The sequence below is a fragment of the Synechocystis sp. PCC 7339 genome, from assembly GCF_019924095.1.
GTDB lineage: Bacteria > Cyanobacteriota > Cyanobacteriia > Cyanobacteriales > Microcystaceae > Synechocystis.
The window spans coordinates 3,658,166-3,682,980 of the sequence record NZ_CP063659.1; the positions used below are offsets into that span (position 1 = coordinate 3,658,166).

Annotated in this window: 20 protein-coding genes; 12 read left to right on the forward strand and 8 right to left on the reverse strand. The window is 47.8% G+C overall.

Annotation, left to right across the window (positions count from 1 at the left end):
* Together hsdR and IQE94_RS17435 are read right to left on the reverse strand one after the other, a co-directional pair.
* A complete protein-coding gene (gene hsdR, locus IQE94_RS17430; RefSeq protein ID WP_212721914.1) occupies nucleotides 1-2,361 on the reverse strand; it encodes an EcoAI/FtnUII family type I restriction enzme subunit R in 2,361 nt (786 codons plus the stop codon).
* A gap of 575 nt (nucleotides 2,362-2,936) precedes the next feature.
* On the reverse strand, nucleotides 2,937-4,199 hold the full coding sequence (locus tag IQE94_RS17435) for a CCA tRNA nucleotidyltransferase (RefSeq protein ID WP_212719229.1): 1,263 nt from the start codon (nucleotides 4,197-4,199) through the stop codon (nucleotides 2,937-2,939).
* A 96-nt stretch (nucleotides 4,200-4,295) separates the two neighbouring features.
* Here IQE94_RS17435 and IQE94_RS17440 point away from each other — a divergent pair, with 96 nt between their 5' ends.
* Together IQE94_RS17440 and IQE94_RS17445 are read left to right on the forward strand one after the other, a co-directional pair.
* Nucleotides 4,296-4,544 (forward strand): Ycf34 family protein, encoded by a 249-nt coding sequence (locus IQE94_RS17440; protein ID WP_212719216.1) that lies wholly within the window; start codon nucleotides 4,296-4,298, stop codon nucleotides 4,542-4,544.
* 118 nt (nucleotides 4,545-4,662) lie between these two features.
* The gene (locus IQE94_RS17445; protein ID WP_212719213.1) at nucleotides 4,663-6,708 is read left to right on the forward strand and encodes an NAD(P)H-quinone oxidoreductase subunit 5; all 2,046 of its coding nucleotides are present in this window, start codon (nucleotides 4,663-4,665) and stop codon (nucleotides 6,706-6,708) included.
* Between the two features lie 163 nt (nucleotides 6,709-6,871).
* On the opposite strand, the gene IQE94_RS17450 is transcribed toward IQE94_RS17445, so the two are convergent.
* Complete coding sequence (locus tag IQE94_RS17450; RefSeq protein WP_212719198.1) at nucleotides 6,872-7,090, reverse strand: hypothetical protein; 219 nt, start codon at nucleotides 7,088-7,090, stop codon at nucleotides 6,872-6,874.
* A gap of 212 nt (nucleotides 7,091-7,302) precedes the next feature.
* On the opposite strand from IQE94_RS17450, the gene IQE94_RS17455 reads away from it, so the two are divergent.
* Complete coding sequence (locus IQE94_RS17455) at nucleotides 7,303-7,875, forward strand: hypothetical protein (protein ID WP_212719195.1); 573 nt, start codon at nucleotides 7,303-7,305, stop codon at nucleotides 7,873-7,875.
* Nucleotides 7,876-7,895: 20 nt separating this feature from the next.
* Here IQE94_RS17455 and sdhB read toward each other — a convergent pair whose 3' ends face one another.
* Nucleotides 7,896-8,633: a succinate dehydrogenase iron-sulfur subunit gene (gene sdhB, locus IQE94_RS17460; RefSeq protein ID WP_223342421.1), complete on the reverse strand. Its 738-nt coding sequence runs from the start codon at nucleotides 8,631-8,633 to the stop codon at nucleotides 7,896-7,898.
* A gap of 166 nt (nucleotides 8,634-8,799) precedes the next feature.
* Complete coding sequence (locus tag IQE94_RS17465; protein ID WP_190597822.1) at nucleotides 8,800-9,189, reverse strand: AbrB family transcriptional regulator; 390 nt, start codon at nucleotides 9,187-9,189, stop codon at nucleotides 8,800-8,802.
* A gap of 163 nt (nucleotides 9,190-9,352) precedes the next feature.
* On the opposite strand from IQE94_RS17465, the gene IQE94_RS17470 reads away from it, so the two are divergent.
* Nucleotides 9,353-9,826, forward strand: a complete 474-nt coding sequence (locus IQE94_RS17470) for an RrF2 family transcriptional regulator (RefSeq protein ID WP_223342422.1) — start codon at nucleotides 9,353-9,355, stop codon at nucleotides 9,824-9,826.
* Nucleotides 9,827-9,857: 31 nt separating this feature from the next.
* Here the strand turns inward: IQE94_RS17470 and IQE94_RS17475 are convergent, their stop codons facing one another.
* The gene (locus IQE94_RS17475; protein WP_223343254.1) at nucleotides 9,858-13,703 is read right to left on the reverse strand and encodes a diguanylate cyclase domain-containing protein; all 3,846 of its coding nucleotides are present in this window, start codon (nucleotides 13,701-13,703) and stop codon (nucleotides 9,858-9,860) included.
* Nucleotides 13,704-14,137: 434 nt separating this feature from the next.
* On the opposite strand from IQE94_RS17475, the gene coaD reads away from it, so the two are divergent.
* The 4 genes from coaD (at nucleotide 14,138) to IQE94_RS17495 (ending at nucleotide 17,480) form a co-directional block, all read left to right on the forward strand.
* Nucleotides 14,138-14,617, forward strand: coding sequence for a pantetheine-phosphate adenylyltransferase (coaD, locus tag IQE94_RS17480; protein WP_028948957.1), 480 nt, complete (start codon nucleotides 14,138-14,140; stop codon nucleotides 14,615-14,617).
* A 65-nt stretch (nucleotides 14,618-14,682) separates the two neighbouring features.
* Nucleotides 14,683-15,516: a DivIVA domain-containing protein gene (locus IQE94_RS17485; protein ID WP_212719187.1), complete on the forward strand. Its 834-nt coding sequence runs from the start codon at nucleotides 14,683-14,685 to the stop codon at nucleotides 15,514-15,516.
* Between the two features lie 16 nt (nucleotides 15,517-15,532).
* The gene (gene rsmG, locus IQE94_RS17490) at nucleotides 15,533-16,327 is read left to right on the forward strand and encodes a 16S rRNA (guanine(527)-N(7))-methyltransferase RsmG (RefSeq protein ID WP_212721881.1); all 795 of its coding nucleotides are present in this window, start codon (nucleotides 15,533-15,535) and stop codon (nucleotides 16,325-16,327) included.
* Between the two features lie 244 nt (nucleotides 16,328-16,571).
* On the forward strand, nucleotides 16,572-17,480 hold the full coding sequence (locus IQE94_RS17495; protein ID WP_212719184.1) for an Hpt domain-containing protein: 909 nt from the start codon (nucleotides 16,572-16,574) through the stop codon (nucleotides 17,478-17,480).
* Here IQE94_RS17495 and sufR read toward each other — a convergent pair.
* The gene (gene sufR / locus IQE94_RS17500) at nucleotides 17,477-18,127 is read right to left on the reverse strand and encodes an iron-sulfur cluster biosynthesis transcriptional regulator SufR (protein WP_212719181.1); all 651 of its coding nucleotides are present in this window, start codon (nucleotides 18,125-18,127) and stop codon (nucleotides 17,477-17,479) included. The genes IQE94_RS17495 and sufR overlap by 4 nt on opposite strands.
* Nucleotides 18,128-18,460: 333 nt before the next feature.
* On the opposite strand from sufR, the gene sufB reads away from it, so the two are divergent.
* From sufB to IQE94_RS17520, 4 genes are all read left to right on the forward strand, one after another.
* Complete coding sequence (sufB, locus tag IQE94_RS17505) at nucleotides 18,461-19,903, forward strand: Fe-S cluster assembly protein SufB (RefSeq protein WP_223342423.1); 1,443 nt, start codon at nucleotides 18,461-18,463, stop codon at nucleotides 19,901-19,903.
* 142 nt (nucleotides 19,904-20,045) lie between these two features.
* Nucleotides 20,046-20,816: a Fe-S cluster assembly ATPase SufC gene (sufC, locus tag IQE94_RS17510; RefSeq protein WP_212719175.1), complete on the forward strand. Its 771-nt coding sequence runs from the start codon at nucleotides 20,046-20,048 to the stop codon at nucleotides 20,814-20,816.
* A 123-nt stretch (nucleotides 20,817-20,939) separates the two neighbouring features.
* Complete coding sequence (gene sufD, locus IQE94_RS17515; RefSeq protein WP_223342424.1) at nucleotides 20,940-22,301, forward strand: Fe-S cluster assembly protein SufD; 1,362 nt, start codon at nucleotides 20,940-20,942, stop codon at nucleotides 22,299-22,301.
* Nucleotides 22,302-22,368: 67 nt separating this feature from the next.
* Nucleotides 22,369-23,631, forward strand: a complete 1,263-nt coding sequence (locus IQE94_RS17520; protein ID WP_223342425.1) for a SufS family cysteine desulfurase — start codon at nucleotides 22,369-22,371, stop codon at nucleotides 23,629-23,631.
* Here IQE94_RS17520 and IQE94_RS17525 read toward each other — a convergent pair.
* Nucleotides 23,621-24,811 carry a TRC40/GET3/ArsA family transport-energizing ATPase gene (locus IQE94_RS17525; protein ID WP_190597811.1) on the reverse strand — a complete coding sequence of 397 codons (1,191 nt, stop codon included), beginning with the start codon at nucleotides 24,809-24,811 and terminating at the stop codon, nucleotides 23,621-23,623. The two genes, IQE94_RS17520 and IQE94_RS17525, sit on opposite strands and share 11 nt — an antisense overlap.
* Nucleotides 24,812-24,815 lie beyond the last annotated feature (4 nt).

Genomic DNA, 24,815 nt, shown 5'->3' on the forward strand with positions numbered 1-24,815 from the left:
TTAAGCCCGATACAGTTCCCGCTCTAACTCCCGTATTGCCTGCTGATAACCCTTAATGCCGCCAAAGGCCTTGACCAATTCCATGGCAGTTCCCATTTCCGTAAAGGGGTTGATGTTGAGAATTTGTGGTTCCTCCACCGCTTCAATGCCTTCATCGGCATACTTATCCAATAACGCCTCTAACACCCTTCGGGCCTGGTCTCCATATTTGGCAAAGTAATTACGCTTTTTAACTTCCCTGGCCCTTTCCTGGCGAGTCAAAGGGGGTTCATCCCAGACCACATGGCAGATTAAATCAAACGGGTCATAATCTTTGCCCACCTCTTCCGCTAGGGCTTCAAAAAAGACCCCTTGCTTTGCTAATTCCTCAATGACTGTCTGCTTTTTATCCGCTGTACTCCAGCGTCGGAGAAATTCATCTAGGCATTGATAGTTTTGGCTGAGGGCATTGCGAGTGTAATCCTTGAGGGATTCCGTGATTAACTTACCCTCAACGTCGTAATATTGCACCCGCTCCGATGCCACCCTGACTTTGACGTTATCGTTAAACTTTGGCTCAGGGGGAACCCCTCTCCCCGTACCGTCTTCCCCATCATTCGGCAGAAATTGATCGTTATCTTCTGTTTTTTGATCCGGTTCTTTCCCCTCTCCTGTCACTTCTGGCGGCACGACCGGGTCATCTTTTCCTGGTTCATAAACCCGTACAGGATCACCATCAAAGTCGGGGTCGGCAAACAGTTTAGTTGCTTGTTTAAAGTCCATAATGGTGAAGGATAATTTACCGTAATCCTCATCAATGCGGGTTCCCCGCCCAATAATTTGCTTGAATTCCGTCATGGATTGAATGCGCTGATCCAACACAATCAATTTACAAGTTTTGGCATCAACCCCAGTGGTCATTAATTTGGAAGTGGTGACAATGACAGGATAAACACTTTCAGGAAAAATAAAGTTATCTAATTCAGCTTTTCCTTCCTTATTATCCCCAGTGATTTGCATAACATATTTATAGTTTTCTGCGGCTAAGTCACTGTTGGCATTAGTTAATGCTTGCCGCATTCGTCTAGCGTGGTCAATGTTTTCACAAAATACAATGGTCTTGTCAAAGCGATTGGTGACTTTTAAATATTCGGTGATTTTAGCGGCAACCAAATCTGTGCGCCGATTTAAAATCAGTACTTTATCAAAGTCTCGCTGGTTATAGACTCGATCTTCAATTTTTTGACCGTATTTATCCTTCATTCCCTTGGAAGGTCGCCAGCCAAAAACATCTTTGTCAATATCAATACGAATTACTTTATAGGGAGCAAGAAAGCCGTCATTAATACCTTCACGGAGGGAATAAGTATAAATTGATTCACCAAAATAATCAATGTTAGAAACATTTTTTGTTTCTTTTGGGGTTGCTGTTAGTCCAATTTGGGTTGCCCTAGAAAAATATTCTAAGATACTACGCCAAGCAGAATCCTCTGAGGCACTGCCCCGATGACATTCATCAATAATGATTAGGTCAAAAAGTTGGGGACTAAATTGCCTATAAATATTTTTTTCTGCTTCGTTACTTGTGACGGCTTGATACAGACAAAGATAAATTTCATAAGACTTATCTGCCTGCCGCTTTTTTATCTTAGTCATGGCAGAGCCAAAGGGTTTGAAGTCATTGGTCATGGTCTGATCCACTAAGATATTCCGATCCGCTAAAAATAAGATCCGCTTTTTGGTTTTCGACTTCCACAACCGCCAAATAATTTGAAATGCAGTGAAGGTCTTGCCGGTTCCCGTAGCCATTACCAATAAAATTCGATTTTGCCCCTTGGCGATCGCCTCAATAGTTTTATTAATGGCTAGTAGTTGGTAATAGCGGGGGGTTTTGCCAGTGCCATCGCTGTAATAGTCTTGGGTGATAATTTTGGTCTGGTCTTCCGTTAATCCCTGATGATCTGACCACCATCGCCACAGGGTATCAGGGGAGGGCATGGCTTCAAATTCTAGTTCTCTTTCTAAAATCCCGTCGGTGTTGATCTTGTTGTGAAATAACAGGCGATCGCCATTGGAGCTAAACACAAAGGGCACTTGCAACAATTCCCCATAAGCTAACGCCTGTTGAATCCCATCCCCGACGGTGTGGTTATTATCCTTGGCTTCCAAAACGGCGATCGGGATATTGGGCTTGTAAAACAACACGTAATCCGCTCGCTTATTTTTTGCCCTGGTGTGGAGGCGCCCCCGCACAATGATGCGCCCATCCGTGAGGGAAAATTCCTCCCTGATCTGCGTTTGAAGATTCCACCCCGCTTTTTCTAGGGCTGGCGTAATAAACTTTGTGCAAATATCCCGTTCCGAGAGCAACTTTTTGTCCATACTTTGGCAAAGATTCATTAAATAAATCTTAGGGAACAAACATTTCTTCTACTATAGTCTAGACAATTGTAAATTTGTAAAACCGGATGAAAATTTTTAAAGCGTGTTTGAAAAATCTAAAAATGCTCACTAATTCTACCTGTCCTGCCTTGGCAAGGGGGTAAATGGTCAAAAGTCCCCCTTAAAAAGGGAGATTCAGGGAGATTCTTTGCCGAAAATGCGATTTTTCAAACGCTTCCTTACCGCCACTGAGGATAAAGAAAAAACAGGAATAAGCAAAAGCAAAAAGTCATTTACCTTGCAACCTATTACCTATTGTGGTGAGTCCTATCAAGCGGTGTTAGCTGATAAATCTCCGAGCTGAACTATCCTAATGCCAATTCCACGATGGAATCTTTATCTGTTTTTATATACTCACACGGAGAGGCAAATTTAATTTTTATTTACAACTCTCCTTTAACAAATTATAGTAATTCCTACTCAAAGAAATGGATAATTTAGAGAGTCTTATTTTAAAAAATGACTATACTTTTCTGATAGAAGCGCTATAGTCACTCTTATGTTCCAGAGACTTGTCAAGAACTTTTTAAACATTGTCTCAGTTCTTGGACATACATTAACGCTTCGTGTTCGTCACTAATTTTCCCTTCGATGTGGGCAATGTTAATTTCCGTCAGCAGTTGGCCAATCAAAGGACTGGGTTTAATGTACAACTTGTCAATTAAATCCTTACCAGTAATTAACGGTTGGGGATGGGCCAGGCGATCGCCGGGGTCGAGGTAGTGGGCTAAAAGTTCAAAGATAAAACTGTGGTAATCGTGGGGGCAGTGGGCCAGGGCATAGAGAACAAAATGGGGGAGATATTTGCCCAATTCAGCAAAGAAAAAGTAGAGTTGCCGCACGGTGGGGCTAGCTTCTAAACAACCTAACTGGGGATAGGTCTGCAAAATGGCCTGCACGGAGCGCAGTTCATGGCGGGAATATTTCAACCGTTGCAATTCCCCTTCAGCGGTTTTCGCATCGGCGCAGACCAAACTGGCCAACTTAGCAATGGCAATGCCCTTTTTACCCAATGCTTGAAAAAATTGTTGACGTTCTAGTAAAGTTAACTGGTTTTTGATGGCGGCGATCGCCAAATCAATGCAACCCACAGCGTTGAGAGAACTGAGGTTAGCGTGGGGAAACCAATGGGCTAACATGCCATCCTGCCAAGCAGCCAGTAACCACTGACTACCCCGGGGACTGCCGAGTAAATAATTAAATTCTGCTTGTACTCTCTCCGCCGCCACTGTTTTAATCCGGGGCGCTAACTGTTGTAAAACGATTCTAGTCGCTGGTTCGAGGGCAAATTGCAACTGGGCCGCCTGACGATAGGCCCGCAGTAACCGCAAAGGATCATCAGCTAAATTTACCGCCGCCACCATTTTTAGCTCGCCCCGTTGTAAATCCCCCACCCCCGCCAACGGATCAATGAGTCGATTTTGCTGGAAGTTATAGGCGATGGCATTAACGGTGAAATCCCTGCGGGCCAAATCCTGTTCTAAACTTTTTCCTTCCTGTTGGGCAAAATCCACCGTGCCATGGGCAAACACCACCCGAGCGATCTGTCGGGCCTTATCCAACACCACAAAACCAGCTCGATATTGACTGGCGATCGCCGAGGCCGTTTCAATGGCCCCACTGGGTACCACAAAATCCCAATCCAAATATTCCCGCCGTCTACCCAGTAGGGCATCCCGCACTGCACCACCGACCAAACAAGCCTGGGAAGGAAGTAGAGCCAGATCAAAGGGAACCTGTTGACGTAAATCAGCCAGGTGGCTCACAGGACAAAGCATAATCAATAACCGTTACCCCAGGACAGTTTTCAATGGCGGCACAATCCATCAGTCTAAGCTAGAGTAGCGAAAAATAGGCAAAAATTGAGGTTTACCATGTGTATTTGTGTGAACTGCCATTACGTAGACCGCTGTGTAACCTACCATGCAGTGGAACATCAACATCAACAACCCCATTTGAGCGATCGCCCGGATTTTGATCCGGTCAACCCTTCTATCAACGTCAATATTCGTACCCCCGACCATGGCATCGAAATGGAATGGGATGTGGTAGGTTGCGACAGTTTTTTACAAGAAATGGGTAAATGGAGCCGTTTGCGCCCCAATGAATTAGTCCCAACCTAACTTTTTTGAGTGAAAACTAGCTTACCCTGACAGCGAAATGCGGCAAAAATAACGCTCCGTGCAACAATGAACGCGGTATCAATAACATATAGGCAACTTCGTTAACCAAGGTTTCAAGATGGAACTACTCTATCAATTAGCCTGGCTAATTCCCGTCCTGCCCCTATTTGGCGCAACGGTAGTTGGCATTGGCCTCATTTCTTTCAATCAAGCAACCAATAAACTACGGCAAATCAACGCTGTTTTCATCATTTCCTGTTTAGGGGCTGCATTGGTAATGTCTGGGGCTTTGCTCTGGGATCAAATCCAAGGCCATGCCAGCTATTCCCAAATGATCGAATGGGCATCGGCGGGGAGTTTCCATTTGGAAATGGGTTATGTGATCGATCACCTCAGTGCTTTAATGCTGGTGATTGTAACCTCCGTGGCCCTGCTGGTGATGATCTACACCGATGGCTACATGGCCCACGATCCGGGTTATGTGAGGTTTTATGCCTATCTCAGCCTTTTTGCCTCCTCCATGCTGGGGTTGGTGATTAGCCCCAATTTGGTGCAGGTTTATATTTTTTGGGAATTGGTGGGGATGTGTTCCTATCTGCTGATCGGTTTTTGGTATGACCGCAAAGCCGCTGCTGACGCTTGTCAAAAAGCTTTTGTCACCAACCGAGTGGGGGATTTTGGCCTATTACTAGGTATCCTTGGGCTCTACTGGGCCACCGGCAGTTTTGACTTTGGCACCATTGGGGAACACCTGGAAAGTTTAGTTTCCTCCGGTGTGCTCAGCGGGGCGATCGCCGCCATTCTGGCCATTTTGGTTTTCCTCGGCCCCGTGGCCAAATCGGCCCAATTTCCTCTCCATGTCTGGTTACCGGACGCCATGGAAGGGCCCACCCCCATTTCTGCTTTGATCCATGCGGCCACCATGGTAGCGGCGGGAGTATTTCTCGTTGCCCGCATGTATCCAGTGTTTGAACCGATTCCGGTAGTGATGAATACCATTGCCTTCACCGGTTGTTTCACCGCCTTCCTGGGGGCCACCATTGCTTTAACCCAGAACGACATCAAAAAGGGCTTAGCCTATTCCACCATTTCCCAGTTGGGTTATATGGTTATGGCCATGGGCATTGGGGCCTATTCCGCCGGGTTATTCCACCTCATGACCCACGCCTATTTCAAAGCGATGCTGTTCCTCTGCTCCGGTTCCGTCATTCACGGCATGGAAGGGGTAGTGGGCCACGATCCAATTCTGGCCCAGGATATGCGCATTATGGGAGGGTTAAGGAAATATATGCCCATCACAGCCACCTGTTTCCTGATTGGAACTTTGGCTATTTGTGGCATTCCTCCCTTTGCGGGCTTCTGGTCTAAGGACGAAATTCTCGGCCTCGCTTTCCAAGCCAATCCTCTGCTCTGGTTTGTGGGTTGGGCCACCGCCGGCATGACCGCTTTTTACATGTTCCGGATGTATTTCATGACCTTTGAAGGGGGTTTTCGGGGCAATGACCAGGAAGCCAAAGATGGGGTTCTACGCTTTTACGGTTTACTGCCCAACTTTGGGCCGGGAGCCATGAACGTGAAGGAATTAGACCATGAGGCAGGGCATGACGACCATGGGCACAGCAGTGACCCCCATGAATCTCCCCTGACCATGACCTTTCCCCTGATGGCCTTGGCTGTTCCTTCAGTCCTCATTGGTCTCTTGGGACGACCCTGGGCCAACCAATTTGAAGCCTTTATCCATGCACCGGGAGAAGTGGTGAAACACGCCGCTGAATTTGAATGGGGCGAATTTTACATCATGGCCGGCAATTCCATTGGTATTGCTTTAATTGGTATCACCGTGGCTTCCCTAATGTATTGGAAACACAAACTCGACCCCAAAGTGTTGGCAGAAAAGTTTCCCTCTTTGTACCAACTATCTCTAAACAAATGGTACTTCGACGACTTTTACGACAAATTGTTTGTCCAAGGTTCCCGTCGGTTAGCCCGCCAAATTATGGAGGTGGACTACAAAGTAATTGACGGGGCAGTCAACCTCACTGGTCTGGTTACCCTGGTTAGTGGGGAGGGTTTAAAGTATCTGGAAAATGGTCGGGCCCAATTCTATGCCCTCATTGTGTTCGGAGCGGTGTTGGGCTTTGTGATCGTTTTTAGCCTCACCTAGGCCTACCACCGGGGAGAGAGTTTTTTCCTGTCTCCCCCAGAAAATGGGGTAAGTCTTCCGGGACAATCTTGCCTCTACCATTTGGTTGCCATGACCAGATGGTTTTTTCTGGCCTAAAATTCGGCAGGCAAACCTAGGGTTCCTAAGCGAAAACCTGAAATTTTTAGTAGCTGTCTTCCCCTTGGACAGTTTTGAGCACTAAACGTTGATTGGCCTGCATCAACAGATCGGCGATCGCCGTTTTGAGCCGTAGGGCGACGGAAGAATTAGCCAAGAAAGCCTGGGCTTGTTCCCGGTATTCTGCTCCTTGCACCGTTTCCGCTTGGTCTAGGGTTTCCAACGCTTGGCAGAGGTCATTGATCTGGGCGGTATGGTCAGACACGGTTTTGTTGCTCCAACGCAGTTTCCGCCATGGTAACCCAGCTATCTAAAAACAGAACCTTGCTTAATAAAACTTTTGTCTTGTTGCCGTTCCCACTTCTGTCATTGCAAAGCTTAGTCCAAAAGTTAGCTGCGCTACTCAACCCATAGGGCGGCAACTAACCACCGTTAAAATGGGGTAAGCCGAGATTCTAAACAGGAGGTGTTGATTCCGTGTCCGGTAAAAAAAATGATTACGATGCCCTCTTAGCAGATTTCACCGATAGGGAAGGGGCGATCGCCCTGTTGCGCCAATATCGACCCTACCTGGAAAAATTGCCCAGTTTACGGCGACCCGAACAAAGTATTATCACCATTCCCTTGCCCATTGTTCGTTTGCGTTATCTGCCCCTCAATGATGCTCACCAAGGAGGCCGACAAACCACTCCCTTAGCGAAGGTAATTCCCTGTGACCTGGCGATTTTAATGTGTGATCCAGAATGGCAGGTGAAATTAGGCTCAGAAATCTTGGTTTTCATTCACCGCCCAGAAGAAAATTTTTCCGATCTGCTCAGTCGTTGGCGCCGGAGTCAAATTTACCTAGACCAGGACTATGAATGGCTGATGCCCCCCCAGGAAAAACACATGTTCAGCGAAGCGGCAGAGGAAATTTGTCCCCTATTCATTATTTTTGGGCAGACTCCCAATCACATCCAAAAGGGTCTGGCTGGGGCGGGTTTACCCTTTGTGCTCCACGGTGAAGACTATGCACCGGTAACAGAAACCCCCGAACTAATTTCTGAATAGCGCTTGGGGATTACTGTGTCTTAAAGATGATCCATGAGGTCAAATAAACGAACTTTTAAAGCTTCAATTTGGGAAAGGGGAGCCACTCCGGTGGGGCAAGAATCACTACACATCCGACAGTTGTTACACCCCCACACCCCTTGTTTATCTTTTCCTAGGGCTTCAAGCCGGGCCTTACTGGCCATATCCCGATTATCCAAAACTAAACGGTGGGCCTTGGCCAAGGCATGGGGGCCAACAAAATTGTCATTTTTCTTTTTGGCGTCGCAGTCAGAATAGCAAACCCCACAAAGCACACAGTTACTCACATCATTGAGGGCGGCCCGTTGCTCCGGTGACTGGCGAAATTCCGAGTCGTTTTCCCCTTGACGCTTATTGATTAGGTAGGGATAAACCGCATCCAAGCCGGCAAAAAATTCGTCCATATTCACCACCAAATCCTTAATGACAGGTAAATTCCCCAGGGGACTAATGGTGAAAATGCCGGTATTTTCCTGGTTACTATCGGTGAGCCACTGTTCTAAATTTTTAATGCTTTCTTTACAGGCCAATACTGGGCGATCATTAACCCGCAGAGTACAGCTACCACAGATGGTATTGCGACAGTTTTTGCGAAAGGCGAGACTACCATCCTGTTGCCATTTAATTTGATTCAAACAGTCTAGGACGGTGGTCTGGGCATCAACCTCCAATGCATAATTCTGCCAATGGCGATCGCCGTTGCCCTGCTGTCGTTGCACTTTAAAAGTAATTTTCATGGTAAGGGAGGTTAACTTAGCAAAAGGGGCATGAACTTCCCATTACCAAAGGGCCACTGACAATAATTTTTCTGCCTGGCCCCTGCAAATGCCCGCAAGTTAATGGGGAATTACAGGAAGATGTCCTCCTTAAATTCTACCCCCCATTAGCTCCAGGAAATTAACCTTACTCTTCCTCGTCGTCGGCCCCTACCTGCTTGAGGTGAATATGTTTGCGGCCGAGGGTAATTTCAAATTCATCTCCTACGTTGAGACTCATTTTTTTAGTGTAGGCGGCGCCAATGAGAAGATTGCCATTGGATTGCACGCTAATGCGGTAACTGGCGGAACGCCCTCCCCGACCTTGGCCAGAGGAAGAACTATCTAAATCAATGCCTTGGGCATCCATTAAGGCGTTGTAGAACTTCATCATATTGACCCGAGGCAGGCCTTTTTTGGTGGAAGTTACATAACCGCAGATTTTGGCTTTCTCTTCTTTGGGAAGATCTCCTAATTCTTTAACTTTCTCGAGCAATGCTTCGCCGGTTAAGGGCTTGGTTGCGTTTGATTTAGCCATTAAAGTTTTCAGTGATTGAGATTGATCAGGGTTGGGAAGCAAGGTGAGATTAGTCGAGGGAATAATGGACTCTTTTTCCCCTTGCTACCCTGCTTATATTACACGTTTCTAGCAATAATTATCTAATTTATTTAAATAAATAGTTAATTTAATGGGATAGTTGATGGGCAAGGATGGCTTCTATACTAAAGGGATGAAGTTGACAACAAAAAGCCATTACAGTGTTAAAGCCTTGCTGGATTTAGCTCTACAACCAGACTACGGTCCTGCTTCGGTGAAGGCGATCGCCGAGCGACAGAATATTCCTGGGCCCTATTTGGAAAAACTGTTGATTACCTTACGACGGGCGGGCATAGTTAATGCCTATCGGGGGGTGAGGGGAGGTTATCAATTGGCCCAGGCCCCGGACCAAATTTCCCTGGGGCAAATATTAGCAGCTCTAGAAGAAAGTTTGGAACCATTTCCCCAATATAGGAATGACCAAACTTTGGCAGAGGATTGGGTCACCCTGAGTGTGTGGCGACAATTGCACCAAAAATTCATCAAAGCTCTCTATTCGATCACTTTGGCCGACCTCTATTACGATGCCCGCAGTTGGCAGGCGGCCCAGGGGGAAGGGATTAATTTTATTGTTTGATGGCTTCGGCAAGCAGGTCAGTTATGGTTGGTTACACTTCTGCCTCAACCGGGGGTAATTGGGCCTCCTCGTAGGTCCGCCATTGATTTCGACCATTGGCCTTCGCTTCATAGAGGACTAAATCCGCCGCTTTGACCAGGGCGTGGGGACTGCCATGGCGATCGGGCAAGCAGACAGCAATGCCAATACTGAGGGTGACATAGCCGGTGTCGGATTCAGTGTGAGGAATGGCCAAGTTAGCCACTTCTGTTTGGAGGGCTTCCGCCACATGAATAGCTCCCTGGAGTTCGGTTTGGGAAAGGATGATGCCAAATTCTTCTCCCCCGTAGCGGGCAACTAAATCCGTTGGTCTTTTGGCCACTTTGGCCATAACACTAGCAATTTTTTTCAGGCATCGATCGCCGGCGGGATGGCCGTAATTGTCATTAAAACCTTTGAAAAAATCCACGTCACAAAGTAGCAGGGCTAAGGGCTCCTTAACCCGTTGTAATCTTTGCCATTCCCGTTCCAGGGTGGAATTAAATAGATAGCGATTAGCCACCTGGGTGAGGGCATCCAAGGAAGAAATTTGTTGCAATCTGATGTTGGCGGTTTCCAGTTGTTCATACAACTCTCCCTGATGAATGGCGATCGCCACCTGGGTTGCCAACTCCATCAACAGTTGCAGATCCTCTTCTTGCCAATAACGGGGGGCTTTGCATTCGTGGGCAATGAGCAAACCCCAAAGATTTTCATTAAAAACCACCGGCACCACCAAATTAGCCTTGACCTGATAATGGCGCAGTAACTCCTTGTGACATTCCGCCAAGTCAGCCTTTTCAATGTCAGACACGGCCCTTACTCTACCTTCCCGGTAAAGCCGCAGATAATGGCCCTTAAAACAGGGGTCGTCAATTTCCTCATTAATGATCGATTGGCAAAAATCATTCCGGGATTCCATCACCACCCGCCCCGACCACCGGGAATTAAATTTAAATAACAGCACCCGGTCAGTGTTTAAGAATTGCCTCACTTCAGTGACAGTGGAATCCAAAATATCGTTGATATTAAGGGAAGAACGGATCTTATTAGCGATTTTCAGCACCAATTTTTCCTTGGTATTGCGCTGTTGTAGGCGTTCCTTGAGGGAAACGTAGTCGTGCAGTTTTTCCGTCCAAGGATTTTCTCGGTTGAGGGAATTGGGTAAAGGGAGATCTTTGGCGTCCATACTTCCCTGACCCTGGGCCGAATCCGATTCTGGTGGGGATGCGGACGTTTGCGGCGCCGCTGGAGTGGGGCCAAAATCAAGAATTTGGGGATAAAACAGATAGGTCATCATGGCCTCTGCCGGCAGGGGTCTGGTAACAAAATAGCCCTGGCCCAGGTGACAGCCCATTTTGCGGAGACGTTGCAGTTGGGCTTCCGATTCAATGCCTTCGGCCACAATTTCTAAATTTAGACCCTTAGCCAAATCGATCACATATTGAACAATGGCAGTGTCGGCCCCCTCATTAAGTAAATCGTCCACAAAGGATTTATCGATTTTGAGACGGTGAATGGGCAGTTGCTTGAGCATACTCAGGGAAGAATAGCCGGTGCCAAAATCATCGATCGCCACTTGTACCCCCTCTTCCCGCAGACGATGGAGTAGTTTCACCGTCCCCTTAATGTCCTCCATCATCAAGCTTTCGGTAATTTCTAACTCCAGATCCTCCGGTGGCATGGCCGTGTGTTCCAAACAATCCAAAACTGAATTGAGCCATTTATCGTCCTGGAACTGGCGGGCTGAAATATTGACCGCCATGCGTAACCGCCTTCCCGTTTCTCGGTAAAAATGCTGGTGGGTGGCACAGGCCATTTCCAGCACCCATTGTCCAAGGTTATGAATTAAGCCCAACTCCTCCGCCAACGGAATAAATACATCGGGGGCCACCTGGCCCAGACGGGGATGTTGCCAACGCACCAACGCTTCCATGCCCATCAATTTGCCCGTATCCAGGGCCACCTGGGGCTGAAAATAGAGCACAAATTCCCCATTTACCAATGCCCGTCGCAGGTCTGATTCCAAGGTCAGGCGATCAAGCGTCGGCGAAGAATCCTGGGGCAGATAAAACTGATAGGTATTTTTTCCCTGGCATTTAGCTCTAGTCAGGGCAATCTCAGCAAACTTGAGCAAAGATTCAGCAGTTTCGCCATCGTAGGGAGCCATGCTGATGCCCGTGCTAGCGGTGAGGTAAATGGGTTGTCCTTCAATGAAAAACGGCTCTTGGAAGGTGCCCAGTAGGGTTTCGCACAGGGGAATAATTTCTTGCTTATCACTAATTTTGGTCAGCAGAACCGTAAAACCGTCCCCGTGCCAACGGGACAATAGTGGGGTGTAGGCGCTCAGAGGAGCTACTTTTTGTTTAAGGCGATCGGCCACCTCCTGCAACAGGCTATCGCCAATTTTATGACCAAAGCTTTCGTTAATGCGTTTGAATCTATCCATGGCAATGACCAAAACCCCTACCATTTTGCCTTCGTAGAGGGCATCGAGCAGGGCCAGGGTTAGTTGCCGGTTGAAAATAATCCAATTGGGCAATTGGGTGAGGGGATCGTAGGCCGTTTGTTGGGTAATTAATCTGGTGACAAACTGTTGGGTAATGGCCATATAAAGCTGGGTGCCGGCCACCTGGGCTAGTTTGCGCTCTGCTTCTTCCCAAATGGGCATTAGCCTTTGGGTTTCCTGCCAGGCTTCAAAGGAAAGGCGAGGCAACATATTGCGGCGATCAACTATTCTTTTCCCGGCCCAATTTTTCACCAGAGATTGTTCTTTGCGTAGAAAGATTAGTCCCCCCACCCATTGCTGATCCGCCGTCAGGGGCACCACCAAAAAAGATTGAAAATCTTCCGCACCCAATGCCTCCGCCGGAGCGTCCCAATTGCCCTTTTGGCCCAATTCACTGAGGGTGTAGCCCTGGGGGACACAATTGTTGGTATGGGAGGGTTTCACACTAGTGAAAAATTTTGGTTTTTCCCAAAGAGACTGCACTGGAGTGGGGCGCTCCGCCGCCATTGGTTTTCCCCGCATCAACTCCTGCCAGAGGGCAGTTTCCAGCCATTCTCCCCAATCAAAATTGAGATTCCATTGGTAATACTGGGCCGAAGCCCCTGTGAGATCCGGGGCAATGTAGAGCACTGCTCCATCCGCTTCCATGGCTTTCCCCACTATCTGCAGCGCATACTGCCATGTTTCCGGGCGATCGCCATACTGGGCCACAGTGCTTTCTAGGCGTTGGACTAGAGCTTCTTGGATTTGTTGCTGATGGACTCGCTCACTGAGTTGGGACTGGGTGATGGCCAGGGAAATCTCCTTACTGAGGAGAGCCATGGTTTCCCATTCCTGCTCTGTGAAACGCCGGGGCTTACTGTGGTGTATGGCCATAATGCCCCACAGTTGTTGATCCTGCATGATGGGCACCGTGAGGGAAGATAGCACCCCCATGGCCAGAAGATATTGAATATGGCAACTATCCACTTCCATATAACGGGTGTTCAGGTAGTCCATGGTGCTGATGCTGATGTGACCAGACAAATCATGGGACCTTTTACGACGGTGGGCCACATCCACTGCAATCATTTTTCGTTGCACACCCAACTCCTCCCTGGCGTGGGGGGGAATGTCGTCTGCAGGGAAATGGAGCCCCAATAGGGAAGGCAAAATGGCTTTGTCCACCGCCTCTGCTAGTACTTCACCACTACCGTCAGTTGCAAATTGATAAACTTTTACCCGGTCCACCCCTAAAAATAGCTGAGCTTCCTCCGCAATCACCTGGAGGGTTTCCCGCAACGTCAAAGCCCGATGAAATTTATTAATGACATTGCGGAGAAAATTTTCTAGGGAGTGGTTAGAATCCATGTTTTGACTCGACGGAGATTGGGCGGAAGTAAAGAGATTGTCACAACAATCAACGGCAAAACTAGCCAAGGTAATAGGTTATGCTCCCCACGGGAAAAAAATTCACCCTGGAAACCTTGATTGTTTAAACCGTTTATGTTTGCCCTCAGCCGTTGGTGATTATCCCCTTGCCAGTTTTAATATCCAGGAAAGGATGACAAAACTTAAGCCAATAAAATTAAGGTAATAAAAGAGAGGGAAAACTAAATTGAATTTTCTCTGTATCTTAACAAAATTGGGGGAGACACCATGGTGATTCTGGTGGCTATTGCGCGGAAAGAGTTGCATGTTTGCCGGCCACCCTCCACAATGAAGCCAATTTGCCCAGGGTTTTCCCCTTACTTGATCGGCGATTTTTCTTGATTTAATTTACTTTTTTTCCAACAATTTTTGCTGTGATCGCTATTTATCCTGGTAGTTTTGACCCTATTACCCTCGGTCATCTGGACATTATTGAGCGGGGTAGTGGTTTGTTTGAGCAAATCATTGTCGCCGTGCTCTGTAATCCCAGCAAGCAACCCTTATTTTCGGTGGAAAAGCGACTGGAGCAGATCCGCCACTGCACCCAACACCTGGCTAATGTGACCGTTGATAGTTTCAATGGACTGACGGTGGACTACGCCAAGCAAAAACAAGCAACGGTGCTATTGCGGGGTCTGCGGGTCCTGTCGGACTTTGAGAAGGAGTTACAAATGGCCCACACCAACCAAACCCTTTGGGACGGAGTAGAAACCGTATTTTTGGCCACTGCCAAGGAATATAGCTTTTTAAGTAGTAGTATTGTCAAAGAAATTGCCAAGTTCGGTGGTAGTGTGGATCATCTCGTTCCTCCCTCGATTTTGGCCGATATTTGTTCTTCCTACCCATCCCCCTAGATAAATTGCCTTAAAACTGTCTTAAATTTTGTTCTATTTGCCCCGTCAAGCGCCTAGATAACCCTATGACCCGCCGAGAGAGTGCCAATCCCGAAGTAACTGAGAATAGCGCCGTTGTGCCCGGTCAGACGGTGGATTTCGATATTCAACAACAATTAGCTGAACTCCAAGAATTACTCTACGACAGCTTCCATATCCCCCTAACGGCCTGGAGTGTGGTGGATGAGGAGAAAATCCTGGACCAAATTGATGTCATTGCTGAATTTATTCCAGGGGCGGTGCACCGGGCGATCGCCATTTTGGAAAGGGAACAGCAAATTTTGCAGGGGGCGGAGGCAGAGGCCCAGCGAATGATTGAGATGGCCCACCAGGAGGCCCAGCGCATTAAGGACGAATCGGGCATTATCCAAAAGGCCCAATACGAAGCGGATCAATACAAAGCCCAAATACAACAGGATTGCGATGCCCTCCAGCGCCAGGTGCAACAGGAATGTGAAGCTCTGCAAAGGCAAACCCAGCAAGAATGCGACACCCTCCGGCGCCAAACCATGGGGGAACTAGATCAAATCAAACAGGTTACCCACCAGGAAATCCAACAGTTTCGCCAGCAAACGGTGCAGGAATGTGAAGTCCTGCAAAAACAAACAGAACAGGAAGCCACTGAGATGCAGAGGGACGTGGACACTTACGCCGATCGCCTGTTGAGCCGCCTGGAAGGGGAATTGGGGCAAATGATGCGCAGTGTCAGCCAGAGCCGTCAGATCCTGTACGAAAACTCCGCTGAGCATAATGCCACTATCACCAACCGCCCCCCCGTGGCCACACCGACACCGACAGTGCCGCCTTCCCCTGGCCCCAAAACTCCCCGAGGCGATCGCCCCCGCCGTCGTTCCCGTTAAGCTGGGGGAAGTTACTGTGTCATTGAATCTAGACAAAAATAACCCCGATTTATCATCAGATCTGGGGGATTTAGAAGAGTTTCGGCGGGGGTTGGAAGGTTGGCCCCCAGGCCTGGCTTGGCAACCCGACGGAGAGCAAATTCAGGCCCTGGTCAAGCTCTACCAAGGGGTTTTGGCCGGTAATGCTCGCTTGAATTTGACCCGCATCACCGCTCCCCTAGACTTTTTGGAAAAACATCTTTGGGACTCCCTGGCGGGGGTTTTATTGTCGGATCATTGTCGTGCCTATCCCCAAGCAAGGGTAGTTGACATTGGCACCGGAGGAGGATTCCCTGGATTACCCGTGGCCCTGGTGTGGCCTCAGTGGTCCGTGGCTCTGTTGGATTCCACCCGCAAGAAAATTAATTATCTGGAAGAGTTGGGGCACCGTTTGGGTTTAACCAATTTGACCTATCTGGTGGCTAGGGCAGAAGCGGTGGGAAACCAATCCCAGCATCGTGCCCAGTACGATTTGGCCTTAATCCGGGCTGTGGGGGAAGGGGCTGTCTGTGCGGAATATGCTCTCCCCCTGGTGAAGGTAGGGGGCACAGTGGTGCTTTACCGGGGTCAATGGTCTGCGGCGGAAGCGGCACAGCTAGAGCAGGCCAGCGCCTTGTTAGGGGGCAAGGTCACTGCTACGGTGGCGGTTGTCACCCCATGGAGTGGGGCCCAACGACATTTCATTTATCTGACTAAGGAGAAATCCACTCCCAATGATTTTCCTCGGGCGATCGGGGTGCCCTGTCAACATCCCCTCGGCGTCGTGGATTGATGGCGGCTCTCCGTTGGACTAATTTAGACGAAATTGTTGTAAGTTGTTGACAAAAAACTTTTCCCACAGACAAACACCGTTGGGGCTAAAATTTGCTCTAGCCGTATAAGATATAAATCATCTTACTCAGACGATCTCCTGAGTCGTTTTTTGGACTAAAGTTAACGCTTACTAAGTTCGTTGTTTTATTTAGTCTATGGGCGGTATGCTAAGGGGATGGCCATCCAAATTTGAGGGTACGACCTTGGATCAGCAGAAAATCCTCGGCTATTTTATCGAAGAAGCTCAGGAACATTTGGAAACCCTAGAACGGGGCATCCTTGACCTGGGTAAGGTGGTGCGGGACTCGGAACAGGTCAACGAGATGTTTCGGGCGGCCCATTCCGTTAAGGGGGGAGCGGCTATGTTGGGCTACACCAGCATTCAAAAAACTGCCCACCGCCTGGAAGATGCATTCAAGGTGTTGAAGGAACATCAATTACCTGTAGACCAAAAGTTGGAGTCCCTATTTCTCAACGGCTACGATGTCTTGCAGGACTTGGTGGAAAAGCTCCAAAGTCCCACCGGGCTCCAACCTGAGGAGGCCGATTCCATTGTGGATGGAGCTTCCCACCAGTTTGAAGAGTTACAGAATTATCTCAATTATCTCCTCACCCAGGGTAGTGCCACGGCCACCTCAACCCAGACCATGGCGGCTAAGTCCACCAATGCGGGTACATTTAATGAGAGCGATGTACCGGAAGAAATTAAAGCCCTGTTGCACAAAATGTTGCAGTTGTTTAAGCAGGAGCCATCGGCCACTTCCCGGGAGAAACTGCAAGAATATTGCACCCGTTTGGGTCGCTTAGCTCCCAAGCAGGAAAATTGGCAACATTTGCTCTCCCTCAGTAAACAGGCGATCGCCAATCCATTGCATTCCTACCGCACTTTGGCCCCGGTGGTGTTAAAGGATCTGAAACAGGGCTATGACTGTTTTACGTTGGCCAAACCAGAAAACATCCGGGTCAGCGATGGTCTTAAACAATTGGCCTCTAGCCACGTGGCCCAAGTTCTCATTCCAGCGGAACCGACGGCGGCGGCCAACATCCTGATGAAGGTGTTTAATGAAAGTCAACTGCGCCAACTAATCAAAAATCTTTCTGCCTCCCATTAATCCAGGACTTTAGACTCGATCAAATAGCCACAGGTGTGTTCCCCGTCATTGAGCCAATGGGTTCTTTCGATGGCACAGTCCGGCAGAATAGCGGCAAACATTTCCAACTCATGACCACAAACGGTGGGATAGGATTCGGCCACGTCAGCGATCGCACAGTGATGCTCAGACAAAATGAATTTTTCCGACTGCTCCACCGAGAGGGGATGGAGTTCCGCCATATAACCTTCCTGACGCCGTAGCTCCACCAGTTTATGTACCCTTTTGGCCAAGGAACCCTGGCCAATTTGTTGACGGTAGGCTTCCGCTTTCCGTTGCCATTGTTTTTTCAACACTGCCCCCAACTGCTCTTCCCCCACTGTTTCCACCAGGGAGTCGATAAAAGAAAGGGCAAATTCTCCGTAACGTTGGGGAAATTGTTCCCGTCCCTGCTTGCTTAGTTGGTAGAGGAATTGGGGTCTGCCCATGCCCTGTCTTTCCTGTTGATGCTCAATTAAGCCATCACTTTCCAAATCCTTTAGGTGCTTACGCATGGCCTGGGGACTAATGCCCAACTCTTCCGCCATGGCGATCGCCGATCCTTGCCCTTCTTTGAGGAGATAGCGCAGAATATCTTCTTTGGTGGAGTGGGAAGAACTGATGGTCATGGTCAACAACAGGAGAGGGAAATTTTGAAACCGATGCGGTGGCAGTCCAGTAAACTAAATGGACAACCCCATCCTAAGCATGATTGCTCAAATTAACTGTCGGGTAGTTGTCAATTGGTTAACCCTGGCCCATGGCCAAGGGACTTCCCGCAGGATCACCGACCTTGGTCTTGGTACTTTGACAACAGTTGGGTTGCTAATCTATTCTAGAATAGACTAAAACAACAAATAAGTTGTTTAAGGTTCATTCCTTGAGATTTATTCCGTTCCACTGCCAATCTACCTTGCCCTAGGCAGTTACCTATCTGAATTCCCCGGAGAACACTGCATTCGATGAGTTCCACCACCGTTAAAAACCTGGTCAACCAACCCTACAAATATGGCTTTATCACCGACATTGAAGCGGATGCTATCCCCCGTGGTCTGAGTGAAGACGTGGTGCGACTCATTTCTGCTAAGAAAAATGAGCCAGAATTCATGTTGGATTTTCGCCTGCGGGCCTACCGTCATTGGTTGACCATGGCGGAACCCACTTGGCCAGCGGTGAGCTATCCCTCCATTGATTACCAAAATATTATTTACTACTCCGCCCCTAAGCAAAGTAAGAAAAAACTAGAAAGCTTAGACGAGGTGGACCCCGTTTTGTTGGAAACTTTTGAGAAGTTGGGCATTCCCCTATCGGAGCAAAAACGTTTAAGTAACGTGGCGGTGGATGCCATTTTTGACAGTGTTTCCATTGGAACAACTTTTAAGGAAAAGCTAGCGGAAGATGGGGTAATTTTCTGTTCCATTTCTGAAGCATTACAGGAGTACCCTGATCTGGTGCAGAAATATTTGGGCAGTGTGGTACCCACCGCCGATAATTTCTTTGCCGCCTTAAATGCCGCTATATTTAGTGATGGCTCCTTTGTCTTTATTCCCAAAGGCGTGAAATGTCCCATGGAATTATCCACCTATTTCCGCATTAATAATGGGGATACAGGGCAGTTTGAACGGACATTAATTATTGCCGAAGAAGGGGCTTCCGTTAGCTATTTGGAAGGTTGTACAGCGCCCATGTACGATAGCAACCAACTCCATGCCGCCGTCGTGGAGTTAGTGGCCCTGGATAATGCTGATATTAAGTATTCCACTGTGCAAAACTGGTATGCCGGCGATGAAAACGGCAAAGGGGGAATTTACAACTTTGTGACTAAGCGGGGTCTATGCAAAGGCGTTAATTCAAAGATTTCCTGGACCCAGGTGGAAACTGGTTCTGCCATCACCTGGAAATATCCCAGCTGTGTACTGGTGGGTGATAATTCCGTTGGGGAATTTTATTCCATTGCTTTAACTAACAACAAGCAACAAGCTGATACGGGCACCAAGATGATTCACATCGGCAAAAACACCCGTAGCACCATTATTTCCAAAGGTATTTCTGCTGGTAATTCCGCCAACAGTTATCGGGGTTTGGTGAAAATGGGACCCAAAGCCCAGGGCGCTCGCAATTACTCCCAATGCGATTCCATGCTCATTGGCGATCGGGCGGCGGCTAACACTTTCCCCTACATCCAGGTGGATAATAACACCGCTAAGGTGGAACATGAAGCCTCCACTTCCAAAATTGGTGAGGATCAACTCTTCTACTTTGCCCAACGGGGGATTTCTGAGGAAGATGCAGTGTCCATGCTAGTCAGCGGCTTCTGCAAAGATGTGCTCAACGAACTACCGATGGAGTTTGCAGCGGAAGCCGACAAATTATTGAGCCTCAAACTAGAAGGTACTGTGGGTTAAACAAGTCTTTTGGTTAGGGACAGTTAATACCAAATTGTCCCGGCCAAGACCCCCGGTTCTGACCCATTGTTTTAATCAAAAAAACAAACTTTCTTTGCCCCCAATCTATTTTTACCACTCAACTACTTAACCAAATTAATTCATGAGCCAGACTGTTCTTTCCATTAAAAATTTGGCTGCCTCCGTTGATGGAAATCAAATTCTCAAGGGAGTTAACTTAGAAATTAAAGCAGGGGAAGTCCACGCCATCATGGGGCGCAACGGTTCCGGCAAAAGTACCCTTTCCAAGGTAATTACTGGGCATCCCGACTATGAAATCACCGACGGTGAAGTTATTTATCAAGGGCAAGATTTGTCAGCCTTAGAACCCCACGAAAGGGCTTTGGCTGGTATTTTTCTTGCCTTTCAATATCCTTTGGAAATTCCCGGCGTCAGTAATTTAGATTTTCTCCGCATTGCCTATAACGCCAAACGTAAACATTTGGGTTTGGAAGAATTAGACACTTTTGACTTTGAAGACCTAATCCAAGAAAAATTGGATGTGGTGAAAATGAATCCTGCTTTTCTGGAACGCAGTTTAAATGAAGGGTTTTCCGGAGGAGAAAAGAAGCGTAATGAAATTTTGCAGATGGCTATCCTGGAGCCGACCCTATCCATTTTGGATGAAATCGATTCCGGCCTAGATATTGATGCACTCCGCATTGTTTCTGAGGGGGTCAACTTTCTTAAAAATCCTGATAATGCCACCCTGGTTATTACCCATTATCAACGGTTGCTCAATTACATTGTTCCCGACCACATCCATGTAATGTATGACGGTAAAATTGTCATGAGTGGAGGCAAGGAATTAGCCCTAGAATTAGAAGATAAAGGCTACGATTTCCTCGATGAACAGGTTTTAGCTGCCATTTAATTTCCTGTTTGAGGTTGGTTATTCTCCCCCAAACGAATCAACTGATCGCTAGCTATTATTAGACAACTTTAGCTACTGACTAATCAAATTAATCCACTTTGCCCATCCCCAAGGATACTGCCCATGACCGCCGCCATTCTAGCCAATGCCCTAATTCAAAAAGTTCACCAGACAGAAATAGATCAACAGCTACAAGCCCTCAAGCGGCAAGCTATGGCCCCGGAGACTATGGACTCCATTTTGGTGGAAAAACAACAAGGTGCAGCTAATGTGTTGGATGGTTTACGGTTGCCCCAGAAGCGGGATGAAGAATGGCAATTTACGGATCTAACTGAGCTCAAAGCAGTTGATTTTGTGCCCCCCAGCAAAGTTAACCTCGACGTAGCGGCGGCTGAAAATTTCTATTTACCAGAACTAAGTCAAAGTCGCCTGGTATTTGTCAATGGCTTTTTTGCGGCGGAATTGTCCAATACCGATGGTTTGCCTGCCACCATTACCTGTCAACCTTGGACTAATCTGTCCTCACATCAAAGGGAAAAGTTGGCTAATTATTTAGGCAAACAAACAGATGGCAAGGAAGTTTTCAGTAACCTTAACACTGTCGGACTAAAGGATAGTGCGGTAGTTTGGATTCCCAGCAATGTGGAACTAGCACCCCCTATCCACTGTTTATTTTTAACGGTGGTTGATCCCACCCCCATCTTGGTACAACCCCGATTATTAGTAGTAGTTGAAGATAATGCCAAATTAGTTATAGCCGAATCCTACGGAGCTATTAGCACAAACTGCACTGATCGCCCGCAGCAACAACCCTACTTTAACAACATCGTTAGCGAAATTTACGTAGGGGAAAATGCCCAGGTCACCCATATCCGTAACCAACGAGATTCCGGTGATAGCTTCCACATTGCCACCACGGCGATCGCCCAGGAAAAACAAAGTCGTTACCAATTAATTGATGTTAATTTGGGGGCAAAACTATCCCGCCATAATTTGGCCATGACCCAACAGGGAGAAGCCACGGAGACCGAATTTTTGGCCTTGACTACCCTAGCCGGCCGGCAGGTGAGCGACACCCATAGTAGTATGGCTTTAAATTATCCCCATGGGGTGACCAATCAACTCCATAAATGTATTGTGGATGAATATTCCCAGGCAGTTTTCAGCGGCAAAGTTTTAGTGCCCCAGGCGGCCCAACTAACCAATGCTCAACAATTAAATCGTAACTTAGTACTGTCCCCCAAGGCTCGCATCAATACAAAACCAGAGCTACAAATCACCGCCGATAACGTTAAATGTTCCCACGGTGCCACCATCAGTCAATTGGAAGCCGATGAAGTTTTTTATCTCCGCAGTCGAGGCTTAAATGATTACGATGCCCGCCATTTGTTAATTGATGCCTTTGCTGGAGAAATTCTGGATCAAATTCTCTTACCCTCTTTGCAAGGACGTCTGCGGCAATGCATTTCCTGTCGGACTATTTAGTCAGTCAGAAAATCGATATTTTAGTTGATTTTTTTCGTTAGCCTTAGTGTTGTTTGATTGTTAAACCATGCTCGCCCTACAAATCCCCAGCCTTGCTGCCACTGTCCGCCAGGATTTCCCTATTTTAAATCAGGAAATTAATGGTCATCCCCTGGTGTATTTGGACAATGCCGCCACTTCACAAAAACCCCGGGCAGTGTTGGAAAAATTAAGGCACTATTACGAAAACGATAATGCTAATGTCCACCGGGGAGCCCATCAGCTGAGTGTGCGGGCCACCGATGCCTATGAAGCAGTACGCGGCAAGGTCGCTAAATTTATTAATGCCCGATCGCCAAGGGAAATTGTTTACACCCGTAACGCCACGGAAGCGATTAATTTGGTGGCCTATAGTTGGGGCATGAATAACCTCCAGGCAGGGGATGAAATTATCGCCACGGTGATGGAACACCACAGCAATTTAGTACCTTGGCAAATGGTGGCGGCCAAAACTGGGGCGGTGCTGAAATTTGTCCAATTAGACGAGGCCGAAGGCTTTAACTTAGAGCAATTTAAAACCCTACTTTCTGGAAAGACTAAGCTAGTCACTGTTGTTCACATTTCCAACACCTTGGGTTGCGTTAACCCAGTGGCAGAAATTACCCGATTAGCCCACCGAGTTGGGGCCAAAGTATTAATTGATGCTTGTCAGAGTGCGCCCCATTATCCCCTGGACGTACAACTGATTAATTGTGATTGGCTAGTGGCCAGTGGCCACAAAATGTGTGCCCCCACCGGCATTGGTTTTCTCTACGGCAAAGAAGAAATTTTAGAAGCCATGCCTCCCTTTTTTGGTGGCGGAGAAATGATTGCTGAAGTCTTTTTTGACCATTTCACCACTGGGGAGTTGCCCCACAAATTTGAAGCGGGTACTCCGGCCATTGCCGAGGCGATCGCCCTGGGAGCGGCAGTGGATTATCTAACTGATTTAGGTATGGAAAATATCCACAACTACGAAGTGGAATTAACCCATTACCTCTGGCAGGGCCTGGCGGAAATTCCCCAACTGCGGCTTTATGGGCCTAGTCCTCAACATGGAGATCGGGCCGCCCTGGCTTCCTTTAACGTGGCTGGACTCCACGCCAGTGACGTGGCCACTATGATGGACCAAGACGGCATTGCTATCCGTTCTGGTCACCATTGCACCCAACCATTGCACCGATTATTTGACGCTTCTGGCAGTGCCAGGGCTAGTTTGTATTTTTACAACACCAAAGAAGAAATTGATCTATTTTTGCAATCTTTGCAAGCCACCATTAGCTTCTTTAGTGACGATAACTTTAACGTTTAACTGCTTCAGCAAACCTGATTTTGAGGTAATCATCCTCCATTTTTGCTCCAGCAGGGGTCAAGCCAGCCAAGGCCTGGGGCAGCACTAGGTTACGGCGATGGTTGCCAATGCGGACATTTAACTCATCCCCGGTTTTATTGAGTTGGATTTGTTCCTTATGAATGCCAGGTAAGTAAAGCTCTAGACTGTAGTCGTTATTGTCACCCTGGACAATGTTAATGGTGTTTTCTTTGTAATAAACCTGGGAAGGATCCTCATCTTTATACAAAGTTTCTTTCAGTCTTTCCAGAGCAGCTAGACCACACATTTCTTCGGAAAATAAGGGCGCTTCCTTCACCGGCAGAGGATAGAAATTGTCGTAGATTTCCTGTTTATAGACCTGTTGGTTACTTTTCCACCGTTGAAAGAAAGGATCATCAATGGTGTCTGGCAAAATCCGGTTAGCGATAACCAAATCTGTGGCCACATTGTACAAACTCAGATAGGCATGGGCCCGCAATGATTCCTTCAGCACCATTTTTTCTGGATTAGTCACTAGGCGCACGGAAGTTTGGGTATTATCCGTTAACACTTTCTCCAACGCTTCAATCTGTTCATAAAATTCGTAGGGAGCATCCATCACTTCCTTATCAGGCAAAGAAAAACCGGCGATCGGTCTAAATAGGGGTTCCACCAACGGTCTGAGGGCCACGGACATTCCTTGTAAAGGCTTATAAAAACGCCGCATATACCAGCCCCCCACCTCCGGCAAACTGAGCAGACGCAACGCCGTGCCCGTGGGAGCAGAGTCGATAATCAGTACATCATAATCAGCTTCGTCGTAGTGGCGCTTCATCCGCACCAGACCAAAAATTTCATCCATGCCAGGGAGAATGGCCAGTTCCTCCGCTTGTACCCCGTCTAGCCCCCGGGCCTGTAGCACCTGGGTAATGTAACGCTTCACTGCGCCCCAGTTCCCCTCCAACTCCATCAAGGCATCCAATTCCGCTCCCCAGAGATTTTCCTTCACAAGGCGAGGCTCATGGCCCAACTCCATATCAAAACTGTCAGCGAGGGAATGGGCTGGGTCGGTACTCAGGACCAGGGTCTTATGGCCTAATTCCGCACAACGGAGGCCGGTGGCCGCCGCAACGGAGGTTTTGCCAACCCCCCCCTTACCTGTCATCAGAATTACGCGCATGGAT